25 protein-coding genes are annotated in these 20,626 nt (G+C 62.2%); 20 read left to right on the top strand and 5 right to left on the bottom strand.

Annotated elements, in window-relative coordinates:
* Positions 1-173: 173 nt before the first annotated feature.
* Positions 174-359 (bottom strand): CsbD family protein, encoded by a 186-nt coding sequence (locus HH302_RS15430; protein ID WP_172203111.1) that lies wholly within the window; start codon positions 357-359, stop codon positions 174-176.
* Positions 360-660: 301 nt separating this feature from the next.
* Between HH302_RS15430 and HH302_RS15435 the strand changes: the two genes are divergently transcribed.
* From HH302_RS15435 to HH302_RS15450, 4 genes are all read left to right on the top strand, one after another.
* Complete coding sequence (locus HH302_RS15435; protein ID WP_216661928.1) at positions 661-1,644, top strand: PHB depolymerase family esterase; 984 nt, start codon at positions 661-663, stop codon at positions 1,642-1,644.
* Positions 1,645-2,180: 536 nt separating this feature from the next.
* Entirely contained in the window at positions 2,181-2,705 is a 525-nt protein-coding gene (locus HH302_RS15440; RefSeq protein WP_172203113.1) for a GNAT family N-acetyltransferase, read from the top strand.
* A gap of 48 nt (positions 2,706-2,753) precedes the next feature.
* The gene (locus tag HH302_RS15445) at positions 2,754-3,377 is read left to right on the top strand and encodes a LysE family translocator (protein WP_172203114.1); all 624 of its coding nucleotides are present in this window, start codon (positions 2,754-2,756) and stop codon (positions 3,375-3,377) included.
* 112 nt (positions 3,378-3,489) lie between these two features.
* Positions 3,490-4,212: a hypothetical protein gene (locus HH302_RS15450; RefSeq protein WP_172203115.1), complete on the top strand. Its 723-nt coding sequence runs from the start codon at positions 3,490-3,492 to the stop codon at positions 4,210-4,212.
* Between the two features lie 39 nt (positions 4,213-4,251).
* Here HH302_RS15450 and HH302_RS15455 read toward each other — a convergent pair whose 3' ends face one another.
* The 3 genes from HH302_RS15455 to HH302_RS15465 are packed head-to-tail and all read right to left on the bottom strand — an operon-like array spanning position 4,252 to position 5,663.
* Positions 4,252-4,743, bottom strand: a complete 492-nt coding sequence (locus tag HH302_RS15455; RefSeq protein WP_172203116.1) for a MarR family winged helix-turn-helix transcriptional regulator — start codon at positions 4,741-4,743, stop codon at positions 4,252-4,254.
* Between the two features lies 1 nt (position 4,744).
* The gene (locus tag HH302_RS15460) at positions 4,745-5,227 is read right to left on the bottom strand and encodes a glutathione peroxidase (RefSeq protein ID WP_172203117.1); all 483 of its coding nucleotides are present in this window, start codon (positions 5,225-5,227) and stop codon (positions 4,745-4,747) included.
* A gap of 19 nt (positions 5,228-5,246) precedes the next feature.
* Complete coding sequence (locus tag HH302_RS15465) at positions 5,247-5,663, bottom strand: organic hydroperoxide resistance protein (RefSeq protein ID WP_172203118.1); 417 nt, start codon at positions 5,661-5,663, stop codon at positions 5,247-5,249.
* A 252-nt stretch (positions 5,664-5,915) separates the two neighbouring features.
* On the opposite strand from HH302_RS15465, the gene HH302_RS15470 reads away from it, so the two are divergent.
* The 14 genes from HH302_RS15470 (at position 5,916) to HH302_RS15535 (ending at position 16,585) form a co-directional block, all read left to right on the top strand.
* Positions 5,916-6,416: a GNAT family N-acetyltransferase gene (locus HH302_RS15470; RefSeq protein WP_172203119.1), complete on the top strand. Its 501-nt coding sequence runs from the start codon at positions 5,916-5,918 to the stop codon at positions 6,414-6,416.
* 49 nt (positions 6,417-6,465) lie between these two features.
* Positions 6,466-6,882: a DUF1801 domain-containing protein gene (locus tag HH302_RS15475; protein WP_172203120.1), complete on the top strand. Its 417-nt coding sequence runs from the start codon at positions 6,466-6,468 to the stop codon at positions 6,880-6,882.
* A gap of 24 nt (positions 6,883-6,906) precedes the next feature.
* Positions 6,907-7,590, top strand: a complete 684-nt coding sequence (locus tag HH302_RS15480; protein ID WP_172203121.1) for a YiiX family permuted papain-like enzyme — start codon at positions 6,907-6,909, stop codon at positions 7,588-7,590.
* Positions 7,591-7,766: 176 nt separating this feature from the next.
* A complete protein-coding gene (locus tag HH302_RS15485) occupies positions 7,767-8,228 on the top strand; it encodes a hypothetical protein (RefSeq protein WP_172203122.1) in 462 nt (153 codons plus the stop codon).
* A 57-nt stretch (positions 8,229-8,285) separates the two neighbouring features.
* A complete protein-coding gene (locus HH302_RS15490; protein WP_172203123.1) occupies positions 8,286-8,771 on the top strand; it encodes a GNAT family N-acetyltransferase in 486 nt (161 codons plus the stop codon).
* A gap of 8 nt (positions 8,772-8,779) precedes the next feature.
* On the top strand, positions 8,780-9,910 hold the full coding sequence (locus HH302_RS15495; RefSeq protein WP_172203124.1) for an acyltransferase: 1,131 nt from the start codon (positions 8,780-8,782) through the stop codon (positions 9,908-9,910).
* A 58-nt stretch (positions 9,911-9,968) separates the two neighbouring features.
* Positions 9,969-10,475 (top strand): ASCH domain-containing protein, encoded by a 507-nt coding sequence (locus tag HH302_RS15500; protein WP_172203125.1) that lies wholly within the window; start codon positions 9,969-9,971, stop codon positions 10,473-10,475.
* Between the two features lie 57 nt (positions 10,476-10,532).
* Positions 10,533-11,132: an XRE family transcriptional regulator gene (locus tag HH302_RS15505; protein WP_172203126.1), complete on the top strand. Its 600-nt coding sequence runs from the start codon at positions 10,533-10,535 to the stop codon at positions 11,130-11,132.
* Entirely contained in the window at positions 11,129-11,659 is a 531-nt protein-coding gene (locus HH302_RS15510) for a GNAT family N-acetyltransferase (RefSeq protein ID WP_172203127.1), read from the top strand. The genes HH302_RS15505 and HH302_RS15510 overlap by 4 nt, the downstream gene beginning before the upstream one ends.
* Before the next feature lie 21 nt (positions 11,660-11,680).
* On the top strand, positions 11,681-12,130 hold the full coding sequence (locus HH302_RS15515; protein WP_172203128.1) for a DMT family transporter: 450 nt from the start codon (positions 11,681-11,683) through the stop codon (positions 12,128-12,130).
* Between the two features lie 143 nt (positions 12,131-12,273).
* Positions 12,274-13,785 (top strand): subtype B tannase, encoded by a 1,512-nt coding sequence (locus tag HH302_RS15520; RefSeq protein ID WP_172203129.1) that lies wholly within the window; start codon positions 12,274-12,276, stop codon positions 13,783-13,785.
* A gap of 499 nt (positions 13,786-14,284) precedes the next feature.
* On the top strand, positions 14,285-14,785 hold the full coding sequence (locus tag HH302_RS15525) for a hypothetical protein (RefSeq protein ID WP_172203130.1): 501 nt from the start codon (positions 14,285-14,287) through the stop codon (positions 14,783-14,785).
* 464 nt (positions 14,786-15,249) lie between these two features.
* Positions 15,250-15,651 carry a DUF2750 domain-containing protein gene (locus tag HH302_RS22765; protein WP_172203131.1) on the top strand — a complete coding sequence of 134 codons (402 nt, stop codon included), beginning with the start codon at positions 15,250-15,252 and terminating at the stop codon, positions 15,649-15,651.
* A gap of 139 nt (positions 15,652-15,790) precedes the next feature.
* Positions 15,791-16,585, top strand: coding sequence for a hypothetical protein (locus tag HH302_RS15535; RefSeq protein ID WP_172203132.1), 795 nt, complete (start codon positions 15,791-15,793; stop codon positions 16,583-16,585).
* A gap of 853 nt (positions 16,586-17,438) precedes the next feature.
* Here HH302_RS15535 and HH302_RS15540 read toward each other — a convergent pair.
* Positions 17,439-18,458 (bottom strand): IS110 family transposase, encoded by a 1,020-nt coding sequence (locus HH302_RS15540; RefSeq protein WP_172203133.1) that lies wholly within the window; start codon positions 18,456-18,458, stop codon positions 17,439-17,441.
* Between the two features lie 136 nt (positions 18,459-18,594).
* Here HH302_RS15540 and HH302_RS15545 point away from each other — a divergent pair, with 136 nt between their 5' ends.
* Positions 18,595-19,224: an NADAR family protein gene (locus HH302_RS15545; RefSeq protein ID WP_172203134.1), complete on the top strand. Its 630-nt coding sequence runs from the start codon at positions 18,595-18,597 to the stop codon at positions 19,222-19,224.
* 153 nt (positions 19,225-19,377) lie between these two features.
* Positions 19,378-19,677: a hypothetical protein gene (locus tag HH302_RS15550; protein ID WP_172203135.1), complete on the top strand. Its 300-nt coding sequence runs from the start codon at positions 19,378-19,380 to the stop codon at positions 19,675-19,677.
* Positions 19,678-20,626 lie beyond the last annotated feature (949 nt).

Consider the following 20,626-nt stretch of genomic DNA (forward strand, 5'->3'; position numbering starts at 1 on the left):
GGGGTCTTTTTTTGCTCGCACGTTCATCACGGCTCGATCGAAACCAGCCATTGCAACTTAGTGGCTTCGGCCAGCTGTGGCGAGCGTTACCACAGAGAAAAAGGCGCCCGACGCACCACTAGGATGCGGCAGGCGCTGCCGGGCGCGGGTCACGCTGCCCATGGCTCAAATGCTTACTTCCCCTTGCTCGCGTCCTTGATGTCCTGTTTCAGATCACCGTAGGCAGCCCGCACTTTGCCGCCGGTTTTCTGGGTCTTCCCCTTAAGTTCCAGTTCATCGTTGCCCACGATGTTGCCAGCGGCTTCCTTGATTTTGCCTTTGGCCTCTTCGATACGACCCTTAACTTGATCCTTGTTCATGGTGTGCTCCTGAGCGTGAGATTGAATGTGCGGCCAGCGTCGAAGACACGATCCGGCGGCTGGTGTGACGAGCCTATGCCGAGCCTGGCTGCGGGTCGGTGCGCTGGCGCCCATAACGAACAAGTGAGCCCTACGTTCGTCAGCCCTACGTTCGTCAGCCCTATGTTCGCGAGCAGACCGAGTCGCGCCACGCTGGGCGCGAGAATCTGCCCACAGGCTTGGCCTGCCGATTGGATGGACCATGGCAAAGCGGATACGAAGAACGGGGTCTACGCGCGTATTGCAGCGCGCATTCAGAACCATGACACGCACTGCGATGCGCATCGGCAACAAGGCGCTCAGCGAAGGTCTGCAGGCGCGCAAGCGAGTAGGCAAACGCCCCACTGCCACGAAGGTGACCGCCACCTCTGGGACGTGGACAACAGGACTGTCCATTGGCACGGCTGGCCCACGCCGCTACCGGCTTTACAAGCCCCCGGGCGTGCAACGCAACGAGCGCCTTCCCTTGCTGGTGATGCTGCACGGCTGTGGGCAGGACGCTGAAGCACTCGCGCGCTCCAGCCGAATGAACAGCATCGCGTCACGCGAACGCTTCTTTGTGCTCTACCCGGAGCAGGATCGACTATCGAATCTGCAGTCGTGCTGGCATTGGTATGACACACGCGCAGGCCGGGCCCAGACTGAAGCGAACTCGATCCTTGCCGCGATCGAGCAGATTTGTCTGACACAAGCGGTCGATCGCAACTGCGTTGCGCTGGCGGGCCTATCCGCCGGCGCAGGAATGGCCACGCTGCTGGCGACCTATCACCCACATCGCTTTCGCGCCGTCGCCATGCATTCAGGCATCGCGCCGGGTGTCGCTCATTCGTCTGCAGGCGCCATCAAAGCGATGTTCGGAAAGCGCGTAGCCAGCTCACCGCTTTCCCCCGTTTCAGCCGATGTCAGTCTTCCGGCCTTGCTGGTGATCCACGGTGTCGCGGATCAAGTGGTGGCCTTGAGCAATGGCACCGAAGCAGCCATGCGTTGGGGCGCGCGTGTCGGCGCCCGAGCCAACACGCCGCGGCGAGTCCAGCGCGGTACCCGCTATGCCGCGATCATCACCGACTATCGAAAACACGGCCGCCTTGTCGCCACGCTGTGTGCCGTCGACCAACTCGGCCACGCCTGGAGCGGCGGCACCCAGAGCCGCCCCTACAGCGACCCCAAAGGCCCTGACGCCTCGCGGATGATCTGGTCGTTCATAGCCAAGCAATTCGCGGCGAGCAGAGACGCGCAATCGGGTTGAGCGAAACCGCAGCATAAGACCCTGAAGGCGACGACAAACGACAACTCGCCACCGCCTGAAAGCACAGAGAACCCTCTGGACGCCAGCACCCCGCGAACACCGCCCGCGTCCCATTTCCGCCCGGCTGGCATCATCCCACCAGGCGCGACGGCGCCCCCGGACTCGTCCGGTTTTCTGCGCGTTGTCAGGTCGATGTGAGCAAAGACGTAGGTAGCCGACGAGGCTTACAGCAAGATCTGGCTTGCGGCTTTCGTCGGAATGTGGCCGGCGCGATATCGACATTGGGTCGATTAGCCACAGACGTAACCCGTCAGTCGCGATTTCGAGAATCCGTGTAACCGCCTGGCGCACGTGCGTGCGCCTACCGCCGACTGGAGCCACTGCGCCACGGGAAATCACGTATGCACGAGATCTCAGTACGAAATAGGCTGCGAGTACTGTTGGAGCACATTTCCGTACAGGGAAGAGCGAGTCGATAATAGCCACACCGGACATTGCCGACCTTACGCCACCTTATATTCCCGAACGGAAGTGCCATGACCAGCAACATCCTGATCCGCGACGAACAAAGCGCGGACGCAGCCCAGATTGCCACAGTCACCCTTGCCGCTTTCGCGACGCTGGAAATCAGCGGCCACACCGAGCACTACATCGTTGATGCGCTGCGCGCCGCCGGGGCGCTGACGGTGTCGCTGGTCGCGGAGATTGACGGGCGTATCGTCGGCCACATCGCCTTCTCGCCGGTACGGATGTCCGACGGCAGCGCTGGCTGGTACGGGCTCGGCCCGGTGTCGGTGGCACCAGATCTGCAGCGCCAGGGCATCGGCACCGCACTGATTACCGAGGGGCTTGCACGATTGCGGGCAATCGGTGCCAGCGGTTGCTGCCTGGTGGGCCACCCGGCTTACTACGGCCGATTCGATTTCAGCAACCCGCCGGAACTGGCGCTCGCGGGCGTGCCGCCGGAGGTGTTCTTTGCGCTGTCGTTCACGGGGCAAACACCTCGCGGCGAAGTCGTGTTCCACGATGCATTCAAGGCGACCGGGCCAACGCCAGCCTGAGCGGGAAAACGGCGCAACCAAGTTACTGAACTGCAAAGAGGATTTCACATGATCAGCCTCTCCACCCTGATCGCCTTCACACTGCTCAACATGAGCTTCGCGCTCATTCCGGGGCCGGACGTGCTTTGCATCCTGACCAACTCGGTATCACGCGGCACGCGTGCCGGAGTGCAGGTTTGCCTGGGCATCGCCTGCGCGGCGCTGGTGCACGTCACCGCAGCGTCGCTCGGCCTGAGCGCATTTCTCGCTGCCGTGCCCACGGCCTTTGTGGCGGTGAAGGTGCTCGGGGCGATGTATCTGGTGTGGATTGGCTGGCAGATGCTGCGCAGCCCCGTCACGGTATCCGCCGCGCCGCGCCCAAGCCGCTGGAACGCGCCCTTCGCACAAGGCGCCGTATCGAACCTGCTGAACCCGAAGATTGCGATCTTCTTCCTTGCGATCCTGCCGCAGTTTGTCGACCCAGCCCGCGGCCACCCCGGCCTTCAGGCGGCGTTGCTCGGTATTGTCTCGATTGTCTCGGGCACAGCGGTCAACCTTTGCACTGCGACGCTGGGCGGCCGCGCGCGCGGCTTCATCATCGAACGGCCACGCCTGTTCCAGCGTTTTCAGCAGTTGGCCGGCGCAGCACTGGTCGGGCTCGGGATCAGGGTCGCGCTGGACCGGGCGCGATAGTTGCGCCGCGTGGCCGCATTGCGCCGGACGCCTCTTCAAGTGGCTCCAAAGTCGAGTCGCGGCGAGCCTTTCTTCCACCAAAAAGCACGTCACCCACCGCCCAGGAGCAAGCATGCGTGGCACAGCCGTAGCCGTCATCGGTATCGCGTTCGCGTCAATTGCAGCCCCCGCTTTGTCGCAGACGCCAGACAGCAAGCTTCCGCGCCTTGTCATCGACACTGGCCGTCAGTACGCGCAAGGCAGCTTCCCGCGCGCGGCGAAGTGGCATGGGCTTTATTGCGACAAGTCGGGATGCGAGCTCAAGCCGACCCAGCTTCGCATCACGACCGCGAGCGCGCGCAACGTGCTTGACGAGGACGAAGCGCTGGATGCGCTCACCCCGGATGGCGCACCGCTGGTTCTGTTTGCGGACATGGCGCTGAACGCGGGAAAAGTCGTGTCCTGGTACTGGGCCAGCCCGAACGGTGCCGAGTCGTCACCGGGGCTGCGGCTGGCGAAGCTGGGCAAATGGGTGATGCCGTGGGGCACACGGCCGCTCACCCTTTCGTGGGTCAAGACGCCCGAGGGCAACAAGCGCTATCACGTCAGCGACGGCACGACCAAGCAGTTCCTCTTCAGCGTCGAGTCGGAGAGCCACTACGGCGGCGACACCACGCCGATCGTCCACTGGGTGGGCGACCTGGACGGCGACGGCATGCTGGATCTCGTGCTCAGCATCCCGGATGACAACTGCGGTTTCGACGAACGGCTCTACCTGTCGTCTGGCGCGGGCGATGGAAAGCTTTTGCGCAAGGCAGCGCAACTGGCTGGGCGAGAAGCCGCCTGCGGGTGCTGAAGGCCCCGTGAAAACGCCCGCTACGCGATGGCCGTTCGTTCAGTCGACACGCGCGTCGCTGCCGGCGGGCACACTGTTGAGGTGGGTGATCAGTTCGTCGAGCAGCCCCTTGAGCGCAATGCCCTTTTCGATCGGCAGATTCAGCGATTCGAACATCGCAGTCGGCACGCAACCGCATCGGCCCTTGAGTTCGGCGCCAGCGTCTGTAAGGCTGATTTGCACAACGCGCTCGTCCGCTGTGCTGCGGGTGCGACGCACATAGCCGAGTTGTTCGAGCCGCTTGAGCAAGGGGGTTAGCGTATTGGTGTTGAGCATCGCGCGTTCGACGATGTGCGACACAGTGCAAGGCGCGTCTTCCCACAGGATCATCAGCACAATGTACTGCGGGTAGGTGAGCCCGAGCGGTTCGAGCAGCGGCTGGTACAGCCGCGTCACAAGCCGCGATGCGGCGTAGAGCGGGAAGCAGAGCTGACGGTCGAGCCGCAGGTAGTCGTCGGTATTCGGGGCCTGCGGCTGCGACACATCAGTCATTTCAAACTCCAAGGGCTTTGCGGATCTCGCCCTCGATTTTCGCCGGTTGCGCGGTGGGCGCAAAGCGCCGCAGCGGTTGACCGTCGCGCCCGACGAGGAACTTCGTGAAGTTCCACTTCACGTTGCTGCCCAACAAACCAGGCAGTTTCGCTGTGAGCCACTTGAACACCGGGTGCGCGTTGGGGCCCTTCACGTCAATCTTCTCGAAGATCGGGAAGCTCACGCCGTAGTTGATCAGGCAACTGCCCTCGATGGTGCTGGCGTCGCCCGGCTCCTGGTTGCCGAACTGGTTGCAAGGGAAGCCCAGCACCACAAGCCCGTCGTTCGCGTACTTGCGGTACAGCGCTTCGAGCCCCTCGTACTGCGGCGTGAGGCCACACTTGCTTGCAGTATTGACCACCAGCACCACCTTGCCTTCGTAGCGCGACAGGGGGATCTCCTCCCCCCGCAACGAACGGGCGCTCAACGCATGGAATTCGCTCATGCCGGGCTCCCGCCGCGCCTCAGCGCAGCACCAGTTCGACGTTGATGTTGCCGCGCGTCGCGTTCGAGTACGGGCATACCTCGTGCGCCTTTTCCAGCAGGGCCTGGGCTACGTCGCGCGACACATCCGGAATCGTCACTTCGAGCTTTACCGCCAGCGCAAAGCCGCCGGCGCCGTTCTGGCCGATGCCCACGGTGGCGTCGACGCGGGTGCCGGTCAGTTTGATCTTCTGCCCCATCGCGACGAAGTTCAGCGCGCTGTCGAAACACGCGGCGTAACCGCAGGCGAACAGTTGCTCGGGGTTGGCAGCAGCGCCGCCGGCACCGCCGAGGCTCTTGGGCATCGCGAGTTGCAGGTCGATCACGCCATCGTCGGTGGTCACTCGACCATTGCGGCCGCCGGTTGCTGAGGCATGGGCTTCGTAAAGTGCTTTCATGGGATTCTCCGTTTGTTATCTCATGCGATTCGATCGCATGCGATATATATTCCATCAAGCCGGATCGTTCGTCAAGCGGGCACATTCACCAACCGCACCGATCCCCGCTCAGCCGTCTGCGACGCCGATACGCTGCACCGCGCGCCACGCGCGATCTAGAATCACCGCACCGGCACCCCCCGCACATCGCGGACACGCCACGCCCCGCGCGACGCGCTGCTTACCCCACCACCACCCAGCCAGGATGACGACATGCTGATCCGCGAGATCGATGCCAACGCAACCGACGAAATCGACCTTGTCGCCGCGCGCATGCGCGCCACCGTTGTAGAAGTTGAGGGCGAAGAGAACGCCGATCGGCTGCATTCGCGGGAATGGATACGCGAACGGCTCCGGTGGCATGTCACCGGCACCGATGTCGTCGCCAAGGTACTCGTCGCATCGATCAGCGGGCACGGCATCGTGGGCCACACCATCCTGCGGCGCGAAACCGACGCAGCGGGCCAAGCGTTCGGACTGTTCTCGACCAGCTATGTCGCGCCGGAGCACCGCCGCCAAGGCATCGCCAACGCCTTGCTGGAGGCCGGCGAAGCGTGGTTTGCCACAATCGGCCTGAACGCCTTCGCAACGTGGACCTCAAGCACCAACAGCAAGCTGATCCGCCTTTACGAACGCCACGGCTACCGCATCACTGAAAGCGGCCCCAACGACGTAACCGGCACCCAGATGGTTCGGCTCAGCAAGACCATCTAAAGTCGCACCGGAGCGGCACAACCGTCCCCCAAGTCGCGGAGGAAGACCCATGAAGGCGCCCGACACCCCAGACAGCACTTCAGCCTCGCAGCAGATCGACCACAAGCTCGCCGAGCTCGGCGATTGGCGCGCCGAAACGCTCGCCAGGATTCGCGCACTGATCAAGGAAGCCGACCCAGAGGTCGTCGAAGCCATGAAGTGGATGGGCACACCGGTATGGGAGCACGACGGCATCCTATGCACCGGCGAAACCTACAAGGCGAAGGTCAAACTCACCTTCACCAAGGGGGCCGCCCTGCCCGACCCGTCGGGTCTCTTCAACTCAAGCCTCGACGGCAACGCGCGCCGCGCGATCGACATCGCGGAAGGCGAGTGGATTGATGCCGATGCCTTCAAGGCGCTGATCCGCGCGGCGGCGGCGTTGAATGTGGCGGCGAGGCAAGCGAAGCGGCCTCGGGCCAAGTAATCAACGGCAGAAAGCGAGTTGCTCATGCACGCTGCAGATCCGCCATACATCCGCCCCCGTTCTTTGCTTGCGTCAATCCGTTCCCGCGTGGGTTCACAGGGAACGCCCTGGTGCCTGGGCATCCTCCTGCTTGCTGCGTGCTGCAACACCGCGCACGCGGCCTTGGCGCTCAGGGATGGAGATATCGTCTTCCAGACCTCCCGCTCCGCGCAGTCGGCGGCAGTGCAGCGTGCCACCGGCTCGAGGTACAGCCACATGGGCATGGTCATGTATCGCAACGGCAAGCCCTACGTCATAGAGGCCATTGCCACGGTCCAATACACCGCTTTTGAGCAGTGGGTTGCCAGGGGCGCCGGGCGCCACTTTGTGGTCAAGCGCCTCCGAAACGCCGATATCCTCTTGACGACGACTGCGCTACAGCAGCTTCGTGCTGCCGCAGGGCAGTTTGCCGGCCGCCGGTACGACCCCTTCTTCGGTTGGTCGGACGACCGCATCTACTGTTCTGAGCTGGTATGGAAAGCCTACGATCGAGGCGTTGGCATCCAGATCGGCAGCCTGCAGAAGGTGCGTGATTTCAACTTGTCTGATCCAGCCGTGAAGGCAAAGATGCACGAACGTTACGGCGAAGACATCCCATTGAGCGAATCAGTCATTTCGCCAGTCGCCATGTTCAAGTCGCCGCTTCTGGTCACCGTGGCTACGCAGTGAGCGCGCGACGGCCCCTCCGGAAACGGCCGCGTGCGGTGACAACCCTGCGATGATTCGCGGCAGGAATGTCGTTCATCAATTTCCGGATATACCCACGGCGCGTTCGGCAGTTCGAACCGTAGCGCCGTCCGGGCCCTTTCGATCCTGATCAGCCATCAGCGATGCACCTACGACGCTTGCTTGTTGTTCTGCTTTTGATTCTTCAATCGCGTTTCGCCTCGGCGATGACTCAAGAGGAGCGACGCGAATTTCTCGACGCAATTCGCCCGAAGGCAGAGCGGATGGCCGGGCAACCAGTCCGTTTCCGGGTCTACACGTTGAACAACGAAGGCGGTTGGGCTGTACTCGTCGGACATCTCATGGCACCAGAGGGAAAGACACTGGACTGGAGCAAATCGAAGGACTGCGACCCCTCCCTCGACAAGATGCTCTGGGTCGTGGCCAAGAAAGCTGGCTCCGGCTGGCATGTCGAGGAGATGTACATATGCTCACCCGAACCGCCTTATTGGAATCTGGACCCTGAAGTTGCCTTTTCCCGCCCTTGCGGCATCTATACAGGGCTAGAAATCACCGGCAATGAAACCGCTGAACAGCGGTGTCGCGCCCACCTCGCCAGAAAGCGTCGCGTTCAGCAGTGAACGCCCGTGCCAGAAGCGCCCGAACCAAAGCACCCGTCACGTCATTCAACCCCCACCATGCACATCCGCGAAGCCGATATCAACGAACACTCGACCCTCGCGAAGCTGATCAGCGAGTCGAACAAGGACGTCGCCACCCGCTTCGGTTTGAACGCCGACAACTGCCCGAAGCATCCATCGTTCTGCACCGCAGCCTGGGTCAGCGCCGACTTCGCACGCGGCGAGCGCTACTTCGTCGCCGACGTCGAAGGCGAGCCGGTGGGCTGCGTGGCCTATGAAGTGCCGAAACCATCCGTGGCCTACCTGAACCGCCTCTCGGTGCTGCCCGGCCATCGCCGGCAGGGGCTAGGCGAGCGGCTGGTTCAACATGTGCTTGCGCTCGCTCGCGCCGACGGCATCGCTACAGTGAGCATCGGCGTGATCGGCGAACACGCGGAACTGCAGCGCTGGTACGCCAAGCAGGGCTTCGTGGCCGGCGAGCAAAAGCACTTCGCGCATCTGCCGTTTTCGGTGCGCTACATGTCATTCGCGACCGCAGCGTAGGCCCGCTCATGCAGAACCACACCGGCCGGCTGCCGGGCCTCGACTTGCTGCGCAGCATCGCCATCGTCTGGGTGATGCTGTTCCACTCCTTCCTGCTCGGCGGCCTCGGGCCGGACTGGGAATGGCTCTCGCGCTACGGCTGGATGGGCGTCGATCTGTTCTTCGTGCTAAGCGGATTCCTGATCGGCACACAGGTGCTGCAGCCGCTGGCGCGCGGCGAACGGCTCTCGTTCGCGGATTTCTATCTGCGCCGCGCGTTCCGCATCCTGCCCGCCTACTGGGCGGTGCTGGCGATCTACCTTGCCTGGCCCGGCTTCCGCGAAGCGCCGGGCATGGAGCCGGCCTGGAAGTTCCTCGCCTTCCTCACCAACCTGAGCATCGACTACAGCGCGAACGCAGCCTTCTCGCACGCCTGGTCGCTGTGCGTCGAAGAGCACTTCTACTGGCTATTCCCGGTGCTCGCGGTATTGCTGATGCGCCGGCCCGCAGCGTGGAAGTTCGGCGCACTGTGCGCAGCGCTGGTGCTGGGCGGCATCGCGCTACGCGCCGGAATCTGGCTGCACAACACCGCGCTCGACCCCAACTTCCAGCGCAACTGGTTCATCGAAGATCTCTACTACCCCACCTGGAACCGGCTCGACGGCCTGCTCTGCGGCGTCGCATTGGCGGTGTGGAAGTGCTTCCGGCCGCAGCACTGGGCCCACGCCCGGCGCCACGCCAACGCTGCGACGCTGGCGGGCGTCGCGCTGGTCGCGCTGGCCTGCTGGCTGTTCCGCGAGCGCATCGGCCTGCTCGGCAACAGCATCGGTTGGCCGGTGCTCTCGGCCGGCCTCGGCCTGCTGGTGTTCGCCGGCGCGGGGCGCGACAGCCTCATCGGCCGCTGGCAGGTGCCCGGCGCAGGCTGGCTCGCCGCGATCTCCTACAGCCTCTACCTCGTCCACAAGGCGATCTACCATGTCGTGCAGGCTCACTGGGGCGACGCACTCTCCGGTCGCGGGCTGCTCGCGTTCGCGGTGTACGGCGCAACGGCCCTCGCTGCCGGCGCGGCGCTGCACTACGCGGTGGAGCGACCTTTCCTGCGGCTGCGCGACCGGCTGCCCTTCTTGCCTCGCCGCGCAGTGCAAGCAGCGGTGCCCTGAACGAGGTCGCACGGGGTGCCATCCGCGCTGACGACCGATTGCCGCAGGAGAACAGCGAATGACGATTCCCGACTCCCTTCGCCCGTTCTGGGAGGCATTCAAGCGCGCCCGCAGCGGCGTCAGCGACGCGCAGTTCTACGAGGTCTGCACCTTCGGCGACAGCGCCGAGTTGATCGACGAACTGGCGGAGCTGGTACTGCGCGGCACCAAGCGCGCCACCACGGGCGCCATGTGGGCCTACGAAGCGGAGGGCTGCCGTGTGCCCCGCCCGGGGGATCTGAGCATCGTCACCAACGCGGCCGGCGACCCGTTGTGCGTCATCGAAACGCGCACAGTCGAGGTCGTGCGCTTCGATGCGGTGACAGCCGACTTCGCCGCGGCAGAAGGCGAAGGTGACGGCTCGCTCGTGTACTGGCAGGAAAGCCACCGCGCCTACTTCGAACGCGAGTGCGCGCGGGCGGGCCGTCACTTCTCGCCTGATATGCGGGTCGCCTGCGAACGCTTCGATGTGGTCTACCAACCAGTGCGAGGCGAGCACCCACCGGTTGGCGATTCCACCGCCTGAACCCCGTCTACAACGCTGCGCCATCAATATGGAGCCGGTTTCCAATATACTGGAATCATGGATTTCGACGCCGCCCTTTCCGCCCGCATCCGCGCCCTGCGCAAGGCGCGCGGCTTCACGCTGGATCAGCTCGCCGAACTGAGTGGCGTGAGCCGCTCGATGATTTCCCTGATCGAGCGGCAGGAAACCAGCCCCACCGCCGCCGTGCTGAACAAGCTGGCCGATGCGTTGAGCGTGTCGCTGCCGACACTGCTCGCACCCTACGCGCCCTCGCCCGCACCGCAGCCGATTGCCCGGCAGGCCGATCAGCCGGTGTGGACCGACCCCGGCTCCGGCTATGTGCGCCGGCAGCTCTCACCCGCCGGCTGGCCTTCGCCGATCGAGCTGGTGGAACTGCGCTTTCCGGCTGGCCAGCGGGTCAGCTTCGACAACCCGACACGCAGCATCGCGATCCACCAGCAGCTCTGGCTGCTCGAAGGCGTGATGGCGATCACCGCAGGCGATCAACACTGGCAACTCGAAGCCGGCGACTGCCTCGCGATGACGCTGGGCGACCGCGTCGTATTCCACAACCCGGGTAAGCAAGACGCCCGCTATCTGCTGGCGCTGAGCACCAGCGCCCCACAGCCGACACCCGCGACGAGATCCACATCATGAGTACGCACACCCTGATCGATTGCACGTTCGAGCGCCACGCTGACGCGATCCTCGCGATCTTCAACGAGGCCATCGTCAACTCGACCGCGCTGTACGACTACACGCCCCGCCCACCCGAAAGCATGGTCACCTGGTTCGAGGCCAAGCGAAAAGGCGGCTTTCCGGTGCTGGGTATCGAGGATGCGGAGGGCCGCCTGCTCGCCTTCGGCAGCTACGGCACCTTCCGCGCCTGGCCGGCCTACAAGTACAGCGTCGAGCACTCGGTGTATGTGCATAAAGATCACCGCGGCAAGGGCCTCGGGCCGGAGGTGATGCAGGCGCTGATCGCCGCCGCACGGCGCAACGGCGTGCACGCGATGATCGGCGGCATCGACGCCTCCAACGCAGGGAGCATCGCGCTGCACCAGCGGCTCGGCTTCAAGCATGTCGGCACCCTGCCGGAGGTCGGCTTCAAATTCGGCCGCTGGCTGGATCTTGCCTTCTACCAGCTGCTGCTCGACACGCCCGCGCAGCCGGTGGATGGCTGAACGCGCAGCCGGCCGACGACGATGAACGCCTCCCTCACCCTCGCCATGCTCGCCGCCGCGGGCGCCGCACTGGTGATCCAGAACCTGCTGATGGTGCGGATCACGCAGTCGGTTTCGACCATCCTCATCACGCTGGTCGCGAACTCAGCGGTCGGGCTGGTGCTGCTGGTCAGCACGCTGCTCGCGCGCGACGGCGTCGCCGGCATCACCGAAGCGCTAGGCGCTGCACGGTGGTGGTGGCTGCTGCCGGGCCTGCTCGGCTCCTACTTCGTGTTCGCCGGCATCATGAGTTACCAGCGGGTCGGCGCCGCCGCGACGATCTCGGTGCTGGTTGCAAGCCAGCTGCTCGCCGGCCTCGCCGCCGACGCCCTTAAGGCAGAGAACCCCCTTTCGCGGCTTGGCCTGCCCTCGCTCGTGGGCGCGGCGCTGCTCGTCGCAGGCGCGTACCTGATCGTACGCGATCGGGTCTGATCTCCGGGTCAGTCGGCGCGCCCCGTGCCTCATCAGGCGGTTCGCGCCACACACTCATTGCAAGGTGTTACGCGCCGTGGCCAGCCAGCCGGCATTCTGAGAGCATTGGCTGTTCCCTTACCGGCCACGCGTTGGAGTACCCCATGAGCCTACGGAGCCTGCTCACCACTGCCGCCACCGCTGGCGCGATCAGTCTCAATGCCGCCCACGCGGCCCCCGCCGCATCGGACTTGGTATTCGATGCCGATCACTATGTGAAGCGGGAAGTGGAACTGCGGGGCCAGCGCATCGTCGTGCGCGCCTACGAGAACATCGTCTACGTCGCCAAGCCGGTCGACGCGAGCCTTCAGGCGATGAACATCTATGTGCCCGACGCCTACTTCCGGGGCGAACGGATCGGCGACTTCACTGCCGACACCGCGCCGATCTTCCTGCCCAATCAGGTCGGCGGATACATGCCCGCGCTACCGGGGTCGCTCGACGGCGCCAAAATGCCCGGCCCGCCCAACCGCCCGAACACCATCGCCGAAGCCCTGCTGCGAGGCTACGTCGTAGCCACACCGGGCGCACGAGGCCGCACCAGCCAGGGCGCCGATGGCCGCTACACCGGCAAGGCACCCGCCGCCATCGTCGATCTGAAAGCGGCGGTGCGCTACCTGCGCTTCAACGATGCCCGCATGCCGGGCAGCGCCGAGCGCATCATCTCCAACGGCACCAGCGCTGGCGGCGCACTGTCCGCCCTGCTGGGCGCCAGCGGCAACAGCGCCGACTACGACGCCGCCCTGCGCGCACTGGGCGCCGCCCCGGCACGCGACGACATCTTCGCCGTCTCGGCCTACTGCCCGATCACAAATCTCGAACACGCTGACGCGGCCTACGAATGGCAGTTCCAGGGCGTGAATGACTACAAGGCCATCTCCATCGCGATGCTCGACTTCAAGGTCGAGCGCAAGGAAGTCGCTGGCACCCTCACGCCGGACCAGGTGACGTTCTCCAGTGCATTGAAGACGCGGTTCCCGGCCTACCTCAACAGCCTCGCACTGCACAGCCCCGACGGGCGCGCGCTGACGCTCGATGCCGACGGCAACGGCACATTCAAGGACTATGTGAAGCGACTGCTGATTGCATCGGCCCAGCAGGCCCAGGCCGCCGGCCAGCCAGTCGGCTCGGCGCCCGGTGTGAAGTTGGAAGACGCCAAGGTGCGTGACATCGACTTCGCCGCCTACGTACGCGGCATGGCTCGCCAGAAAACGCCACCCGCGTTCGACGCGGTGGACCTCGGCAGCGGCGAGAACGACCTCTTCGGCACCGAACAGGTCAAGGCACGCCATTTCACCGACTTCTCGTTCGCGCACAGCCGCGTCGCCGCCTCAATGCGTGCCGATGCGCAGACGGTGCGCATGATGAACCCGATGAGCTACATCGGCGCCCCCGGCGCCACGCCAGCCAAGCACTGGCGAATCCGCCACGGCGCGAGCGACCGCGACACTTCGTTCGCGATTCCCGCCATGTTGGCGCTCGCCCTGCAGAACAAAGGGCTCGATGTCGACTTCGCGCTGCCCTGGGGCATCCCCCACAGCGGCGACTACGACCTCGACGCGCTGTTCGCTTGGGTGGCGCAGATCATCCGCACAGCGGCCACCGTCGCTCCTTAAGCGCCCACGCCACGCCCATCCGCCAACGTGGCCCGTCGTCGCCGCCACGCTGAGCGGTATGGGCCTCCCCGTGGCCACAAGGTCAAAAATTGCCCTCAGCTTCGCCGCAGCGCAAATAAAACGGGCCCCAACGGAATACTCGACTTGCCCCATTTCTGGCAGCGCGCGTAGCCACCGTCGCAACTCCGCCGCAGCCCCTCTGCCCCCCACACACGGCCCGCGCAGGTCTCCCTAGTGCCGGATGCGTTGGCGACCCATCTGACAGTCGCAAAGCCCCCGGCGTCAATGGTTCCCGCCAAAGCACATCGTCTCCACTTGGCGCTATCATCGACTCCAATACGGCCGCCCAGCGAAGACCGCCAGAAATGAGTTGCATAGTGCGTTATCCATCAAATCGAGTTCATAAGTCCTTGTATTTCAAAGAAGCCTGTTTGTATAAGACAGGATATTTGTCGGGTTTATTCGTCACTTTGAAGTCTACTTAACGTTAGAAATAGCCATGACGCCTCAGCAAATTGTCGCGATTGCAGTTCGTCTATTTGCCGTCCTATGTGCGGCGAGTTCAGCCAACTACTTTTTCATCGTCCCGCACCAACTTACTTCCGCCAACCTAGGCGATCAACTTCCGAGCGCCCTAGTCTACGGTGGCATCTATTTGGCACTGGCCCTAGGTCTCTGGCTGTTCCCTATGGCAGTCGCGCACAAGATCATCCCGCGCACCAACTTCGACAATGTTGTTCTTGTGCCTGGCTTTGAAGCGGCACGGATCGGCTGCGCATTAATCGGCCTCTGGTTCTTCTGGTCGTCGCTCAGCTACGTTGCCTCTATCGTATTTCGAGCAATGATTGTTCCTGGAAGCGCTTCCTACTTCTCTAGCCTCACGCCCGAAGCTCGGGCCGATGTCTACGCGGTTATCGCTCAGATGGTGTTTTCGGCCGCCCTTGTCGCCCTATCTGGCCGTATCGCCGTCTACATCGCGGGGCGGCAGGTGGCTGAGTGACTATTTCTAACCAGTCCGTCAACGGGACGCCAAACTGCTGCGCAGTTTGGTTCCCGTCGCTGCGCTCCGGCGCCCGTTACGTCCAACGTTAGGCATATAGACATGGAGCGGTGTCATATCTGTGGCTGGAATCTGGACGAAGCTCCTTGGGGCAACCGTGGAACAGATCCAACATGGGTCATCTGTGATTGCTGTGGCTGCGAGTTCGGCTACGAAGATGCAACAGAGAAGAGTGCTCTAGCGTTCCGGAAAACGTGGCTTGAGGCAGGCGCAAAGTGGTTTCGGGCCGAGAATCGGCCCAACCCGTGGAATCTCGCTGAGCAACTGAAGCTAATTCCCCCTTTCCCTAGGGGAATCACGGACCGCGCGAATGCCTAACCCTTCGGTCAACCGGACACCAAAAGCTGCGCTTTTGGTACCCTCGCTGGCGCTCGGCGCCGGTTACCTCAAACGTTAGACCGCCTATGCATACGCCATACACGTTATCGCCACAACAGTTCGCTGCTGTTTCCGCGCTAGCGGGGCCCGAACGCTACAGGCACTTTGTGTCCCGTGTTGCTGACTGGCAAACCGTTTGGGGGCTACGAAACGAAGGCGGCTGGGTTACGGTTGGTGACGACTGCGGAAATTCCGCTCTACCTTTTTGGCCACACCCTGAATACGCTGCCGCTTGCGCAACGGGTGAGTGGGCGGGCCACACGCCCACGCCAGTCGGAATTCACGAATTCATTGACCAATGGTTACCCAACCTGGCCAGGGACGGCGTCATTGTTGCGGTGTTCCCCACGCCGGCGTTGCGTGGCGTTATCGTCCCCGCACAGCAACTTGAAACCCACATCCGTGAGGAGCTCGCTCAAATTGAGTAACTCGCGGCGGTCTAACCCTGCAGTCAACCGGACACCCAAATGCTGTGCATTTGGGTTCCCTCCAATGGCGCTCCGCTGCCGGTTACTTCCACGTTAGGCCTTTTAAGGTTGAATACGCTTTCTTACTTCGGATACCCTCATGCTAGGAAATAAGATAGCTGCACTATTGCTTACCGTTCTTTATCGGACTGCAAATGCATCCGAGCCATCCACCCCGCCCAATTACGGAAGCAGCGAATGGTGGCTCGTTTACCTTACTGCCGCACTAAGCATATTTACGCTTGGCTTGATGATTTACACCGCAAAAATGTGGCGAGCCACAGTGGAGCTTTCAAAGGAAGCGAAGGCAAATTCGAAGCAACAGCACGCAGACACAGAACGTGCGCTAGCCACCGCCGAACAATCAGCAAAGGCTGCCCAAAGAAGTGCAGATATTTCTGCCCAAGCACTGTCCAGCTCTCAGCGCGCGTTCGTCTTCTGGAAGGGTTTTTCTTGTGGGCCTCACATATGTGATGACAAAATCAAAGAATATGTTGTCTTTGCCCAAGTAGAAAACGTGGGGCCCACACCTGCCCTTGACGTATGCATGACCATCCGATCTCAAGTCGTAAGAGGCGCAGCCCCTCAGCCGCCCGTTTTTACCCCTGACCCTGGCTTTCTTAACGCTTCTACTGTCCTTGGCCCCCGTGCCTCAGGTCAAAGTGGCTATATGCCTATTTCAATCGCAGACCTAGCTGATTGCTGGGAGCGTCGAGCTGAAATCTACGTCTGGTCCTATTTGCAATACAGGGACATTTTCGACCCAGACAAAATTCATCATCACGAACAATGTGCCAAAATTCATTTGATTCATGAGCCGAGCACTCCGCCCCCTGAAGGACACCCTCCGTACCTTCAGTTTGGCGTGCATGGGTCTCAGAACAGCGCCTCGTAGGCAATCTCATCTCAATGAGAATCTTACTGAAATGCACTAATGGCATTTTTAATGCCCTCGCGTGCGCGCGCCAGCCTAACTGTCGGTTCAACGCGGACGCCAACACTGGCCATGCCTTCGGCACTTTCATGGCCAGTGTTGGTGCCCTACGCGCTTCGCGCTCCGGCGCCGGTTAACCTGGGCGTTAGGCAGCTTATGGCGGAGAGCTCTTGGAACTCACCTAAATCGCCCGCACGCAGAACCGCATTTGTCATTACGACAATCTGCTCACTAGGCTTTCTCGGCGCGGTCTATTTGGCGCAGACCTCGAACGACAGCGGTTTTTTTATACTGCTCGCGCTGCCTTTTTGGGGAGTTGGCGCTTCGGTCGCCGCTATAGCGGTGTGGCGAACAGCGCGGGCGGCACTTGATGAGCAGTCCAGAGAACATGAAACGAAGTGAGCGTTCGCCTAACAGGTCAGTCAACCGGACACCCAAACTGCTGCGCAGTTTGGGTTCCCTTCGCTGCCGCTCCGGTGCCGGTTACTTTCAACTACAAGGGCATCCCCAGTAGTCAAGGCGAACTGATCCAACGGCCACGCAACACGTGGCCGTTTTGCTTTCTGCCAAACCGCTTTGTTCTTCCGGTCGTTGGGCTGCGTAGCGCGATTGAGCGAGGGGTACGGACTGCGACACTACAAACGGTCATCGATGCAGCGCTCGTGGCTGCGGACCCTGATGAAAGACGCGCGCGGGGGCCTCATTCGTTAGTCGCGGAAAGCACTCGCTTCCGCCACGAGTTAAACAGGACATGCCTCGCGCGGGTCCAGCCCTGGCTCATCAACGCGTGCCGTCTCGATCGGCGGGAAACGGGTTACTCGGACTTGAGCTCAAACGCGTCGCCGCGTGCAAGGCAAGCCCACGCCAGTCTTGCGTTCTTGGCCGCGACAGCGATCACGGCGCGCCAGTAGCCGCGTCGCACTGCGAGTGCGCGCGCCCAGCGGCTGATGCGATCTTCACGCTGGGCGGCCAGCGCCAACACCGCACGAGCGCCCATCACCAGCAGGCTTCGCAAGTAGGCATCCCCGGCTTTGGTGATGCGCCCCAGGCGTGACTTGCCGCCTGAGCTGTATTGACCCGGTACGAGTCCGAGCCAGGCAGCGAACTGCCGTCCGTTCTTGAATTCGTGCCCGTTGCCAATGCTCGCCACCAGGGCGCCCGCGCTGGTCTCGCCGACACCAGGCAGGGCCATCAGGCGTGTGATGCGCCGATCCTGCCTTGCGATCTGACGCAGCTTGGTGTCGTAGGCATTGATGCGTTCGTCGAGCTGGGCGATGGTGACCAGCAGATCTTCAAGCGCGTCACGCGCCAAGCTTGGCAGCGTCTCGATCGCCGCACGCGCCTGACGGCGGACAACGCTCGCTTTGAGCGGCAGCACATGGCCAAATTCGGCGAGCAGACCCCGCAGGCGGTTGATCATTGCCGTGCGCTCGGTGACAAAGCCTTGTCGGACCCGATGCAGCGTCAGATGCGCTTGTTGCGCTTCATCCTTCACCGGCACGAAACGCATCGCCGGCCGTTGCACCGCTTCGCAGATCGCAGCGGCGTCCGCCGCGTCGTTCTTGCCACGCTTGCCTGAAAGCCGGTAAGGCACCACAAACTTGGGCGCCATCAAACGCACGGTGTGACCGAAGCGGGAAAATGCCCTCGCCCAATGGTGCGCGCCCGAGCATGCTTCCATGCCAATCAAGCAGGGCGGCAGTTGGGCGACAACCTCGAGCAACTTCTCGCGTCGTACCGAGGGTTGTACAAGGGCAGGCTTGCCGTGTTCATCCACGCCATGCAACGCAAACACGTTCTTGGCCAGATCGATTCCAAGGACCACAATTTTCATGGGCTTCCCCTCCATCGAGATGACGATGAGTTGTGCAATCCCATCGTGGCACTCAAAACGCGACGCCGTTCAACCGGCACCGCGGGATGGGGAATGCCCTTTCATTCGTTAGGCGCCTTGCGATGCGAGACAGTCCATGAACGCCATCCTCTTCTATGCGGTCGACAAGCCGTACGGCTGCTTTTCAAATTTCGCCCGCTACCCCATCGAAGCGCGCGGCGTCACTTGGCCAACGAGTGAACACTACTTCCAGGCAGCAAAGATGGTCCGTCCGAGTGATCAGGACGATGTCCGGAATGCGAAGACCGCATTCTTGGCAGCTCAGCTTGGTCGCGATCGAACCCGCCCAATACGTGACGACTGGGATGCAATCAAAGACCAAGTGATGCTGGAGGCGCTTCAGTTCAAGTTCGATCAGCACGAATCACTCAAGGACGTTCTCATTTCGACGAGCGGAGCTCGCCTTGTAGAACACACAAGCAACGATTCGTACTGGGCAGACGGCGGAGACGGGACTGGAAGAAACCGACTCGGCGAGCTTCTCGCGCGCTTGCGAGACACGTACCCATGCAAGTTCGGCAGGCTCCTCGTTTCGCCTTGGGTCAAGTACCCTGACGTCGAAGTCTCGGACTTCTTTTGGAGGATGGGGCGCGGAGAAGACTACTTGATTCAAAGCAGTCGGTGGCGGCAGGGCCTGCCGGATGCTGCGAGACGAGAATTTGATTCCTACTTCCCTGTGACGCCTGAGTGGCTGCATTCCTGGTGACCAAGCTCCTCAACGCCTTCGACCGGGCGCCTAACCAGGCAGTCAACCGGACACCCAAATGCTACGCATTTGGGTTCCCTCCGCTGGCGCTCCGGTGCCGGTTACTTCCACGTTAGGTTTCAGAACTCGCTCCGTCGCGACCTGCACAATCCAATGAACGACCTCGATCGCTTGCGTCTGCTTGAGCGCACCCTCTTGGAATCATCACTGGATGAAGCGTCAAACCTCGGCCGCTTAGCCAACGATATTGAGTCCTTGTGTTCGTCGATTGAGGGCTGCGAGTCCAATTTCTCAAGCTGCTACTCTTCCTTGTGGGCCGCCCTCGAAGTCGTTGCACTTACCTCCTTCGAGCTCGGCGCGCCAATTCAACAAACGCAGCAGTGCGACTTATCTCAGTTAGTCAGTGGTCTGCTAACAGCCACTCGTGCTGAGCTGAATCGGCGCAATAGCTAAATGTCTATGCGACCGCAGAAACCTAACAGTGCAGTCAACCGGACACCAAACTGCTGCGCAGTTTGGTTCCCGCCGCTGCGCTCCGGCGCCCGTTACGTCCAACGTTCAGGGCTCCAATTTCACTTTCTGCCATGCGGGAGGTTTTATCTATGAAGCTACTTCCGACACTCGCGTCCGTTGCGTTTGTCGTCTTGACCACGTCTTGCGCAAGTGACTTTGGGAAGTATGAGGCGCTAAGGAACTATCAAGGCGAGCAGGCGGGATTTGTCGTCCTTGGCGAAGGGGCAGAGAAGTCGCCCATGTTCGACCATTCGGGCCTAACGTTTCAACTGCGCGGCACTGAGTCTCTCTGGGGAACAAGGTATTCGCCAAAGCGGTTATTGATGCCAGGCGATGAGCCAGACTACGAGTCAAAGAGGGAGACAGGTCGGGTCGTGGTGATGCGTCTTCCACCGGGCACATACGACTTGGTGAATGCATATGTTGGTCAAAACGCGTCCACTCATCCATATGCATGCACGAAGTCTCTTCCGCCAGGCATTTCTTTCACCTTGAACACAGGAGAGACGGTATACCTGGGTCGGTACACGCTCACAACGTGGAGGGGACACTGCCTTCAGCTGACGATCTCTGAGGGCGATGTTGCAGATGTGGAAACAGCCAAGTCTCGTGTAATGAACATGCCCGCCGGTGATGCTCGCTCTGCTGTCCCCGAGCAAAGGAAGTTGTAGGGAATCGCGATGCCTCGCATGCGCCCTAACCCCGCCATCGAGCGGACGTCTTTGAGTGGGCTGCGCCAGCCCAAGGCCGCCGCTCATGTCGAACGTGTGCGCCGGGCATGGCGCGTTACTTCCTAGGTGCAAGTCCTAGGGCCAGGTTTTCGCAGAGCCGAAGGCAAGGAGAAGGGCAAGGGCGTCGTCGCGAGGCGGGGTCTGAAGGAAGCCCAATC

Origin of the sequence: Niveibacterium sp. COAC-50 (assembly GCF_013184235.1) — a bacterium.
In the GTDB taxonomy this organism is placed as follows: Bacteria; Pseudomonadota; Gammaproteobacteria; order Burkholderiales; family Rhodocyclaceae; genus Niveibacterium; species Niveibacterium microcysteis.